3 protein-coding genes are annotated in these 2,206 nt (G+C 58.5%); 2 read left to right on the top strand and 1 reads right to left on the bottom strand.

The window, feature by feature from the left end; genetic code table 11:
- A partial coding sequence (gene topA, locus Q0288_RS09615) for a type I DNA topoisomerase (RefSeq protein ID WP_299429819.1) occupies positions 1-1,083 on the bottom strand: 1,083 nt, incomplete at its 3' end.
- 369 nt (positions 1,084-1,452) lie between these two features.
- On the opposite strand from topA, the gene Q0288_RS09610 reads away from it, so the two are divergent.
- On the top strand, positions 1,453-1,593 hold the full coding sequence (locus Q0288_RS09610) for a hypothetical protein (RefSeq protein WP_299429817.1): 141 nt from the start codon (positions 1,453-1,455) through the stop codon (positions 1,591-1,593).
- 269 nt (positions 1,594-1,862) lie between these two features.
- A partial coding sequence (locus Q0288_RS09605; RefSeq protein ID WP_299429815.1) for a Gfo/Idh/MocA family protein occupies positions 1,863-2,206 on the top strand: 344 nt, incomplete at its 3' end.

Raw genomic sequence — 2,206 nt, 5'->3', positions numbered from 1 at the left:
GGCCGAGGTGGGACGAATGGCCTCGTGGGCATCCTGTGCATTGGCGGCCTTTTTTCCGGTGTAGGTGTTGGGTTTTTCGGGCAGGTAGCCGGATCCAAAATGGCTGGGGATGTACTGCCGCACCTCGGCCAGCGCTTCCTGCGAGACCCGCGTGGAGTCGGTGCGCATATAGGTGATCAGGCCCACCGTGCCCTCGGGCAGATCCACCCCTTCGTACAGCCTCTGGGCTATTCGCATGGTACGGCTGGCCGTCCAGCCCAGGCGGCTGCTGGCGGCCTGCTGAAGGGTGGAGGTAGTAAATGGCGCGGCGGCATTGCGGCGGCGCTCGCGACGCTCGATGCTGCTGATGCGGTAGTTCTGGACAGCCTGGGCCTGGCGGGTGATCTCCAGGGCCTGGGCTTCGTGGGTGATGAGGAATTTTTCGCTGGTCTGGAGCCGCTCCTGGTTCACGCTGTAGAGCATGGCCTTGAACTTCTGGCCCTCCGACTCAAACTGCCCTTCAATCGTCCAGTACTCCTGTGGTACAAAAACTTCAATCTCTTGCTCTCGCTCCACCAGCAGCCGCAGCGCAACCGACTGTACCCGGCCAGCCGAGAGCGCCCTGCGCCGGAACTCCATGCTGAGTACAGGAGAAAGCTGATAACCCACCAGCCGATCCAGCACCCGCCGGGCCTGCTGGGCGTCTACCAGGCTTTGGTCTATAGTACGAGGCTGTTGCACGGCAGCCCGAACCACCCGGGGGGTAATCTCGTGGAACTCTACCCGCAAAGGGTTTTGCAGGTTGAGCCCTAGCAGCCTGGCCAGATGCCAGCCAATGGCCTCGCCCTCGCGGTCGGGGTCGGTCGCGATCAGCACACGCTTACCCCGGGCGGCCTTCTTGAGGTCGTCCACTACCGGCTGCTTATCCTTTTTGACTTCATACTGAGGCGCAAAGTCTGCTTCGAGGTCCACACCCAGGTCACGTTCGGGCAGGTCGGCCACATGGCCCTTGCTGGCCCGCACCTCATACCCGACCCCCAGCATTTTCTGAATGCTTTTGGCCTTGGCGGGTGATTCCACAACAATTAAGGTCGAATCCGGCATACGGCTAAGTATATGGACGAGGGTCTGGCAGTTTGTCAAGGGTAAGAATCACGGGGTGAATTTGAAGTATGGATGAAATCGCTGTCCCAAACGGCTCCTCTGATCGCTCCTGGAGTATTCTAATGGAGCGGTTGACGCTAACGATTACCCGGTGAAATTTGACTTGGCACACAATCTGGTGGTTAGATACGAGTTGCACCATAGTCCAACGCCTTTTTTGTATCGCGTATAGAACCCTGGATGTATCCAGCGAGTACCGAATCTACTGGCTGACCCTCCCCCTGGTGCGCCCGGTGATGGGGTCGGTGCGGGCTATTTTAATGATCCCGCTATGGAAGGATCGGTGGTTTCCTTTGATTTTGGCTCCTGGTGAGCGCACCAGGATCGTGGTGCTGGGGGCCAGGGGAATTTCTGGGCCAGTTTGTCCACGACTACCATGCGGTGCAGGTGGCGCTCACGCTGGCGATTGTTCCGACGGTGGTACTTTATTTTGCCTTTCCGCAGCACTGATTCGCGGCATCACCTCAGGAGCAGGGAAATGAGCAAAGGAGCCGAGGGGATGAGGAAAATGAGCGAGAACAGGCAAGGGGCCTCTCGTGGAGCCTGCCGAGGGTGGTTTTGGAATGGATTGCATCCCCGGTTGCTTTGGAAACCGCCTCCTGCTTGCCTCCGGGTTCCGTGAAAGCGTATGCTTGCTACCTCAACCGCCTTTGTGGAAAAGAATCCGCACTACCTGGTAATCCATACATTCCCACATCCCTGCCCCAACAGGAGGCCCCATGCGGGTAGGGATCGCAGGTAGTGGGGTGATGGCAGAGGTACATGCTGCGGGGTGGCGTACCACCCGTGCCGAACTCATGGGCTGTACTTCGGCCAGCCTCAAGCAGGCTGCTCACCTGGCCCAGCAGTTCAACATCAAGGTCTATCAGAACTATGCCGAGCTACTACGCGATGTGGACATCATAGATATCTGTGTACCTACCCATCTGCATAAAGAGATGGTCTTGCAGGCCGCCGCTGCCCTGCGGCACGTGGTTTGCGAAAAGCCGATTGCCCTGAGCGTACAGGATGGACTCGAGATGATTGAAGCCTGCGATAGAGCCGGGGTGCGCTTCTTTATAGC

This window comes from uncultured Meiothermus sp. (assembly GCF_937863175.1).
Classification (GTDB): domain Bacteria; phylum Deinococcota; class Deinococci; order Deinococcales; family Thermaceae; genus Meiothermus.
This window is presented reverse-complemented; position numbering and strand designations above follow the sequence as displayed.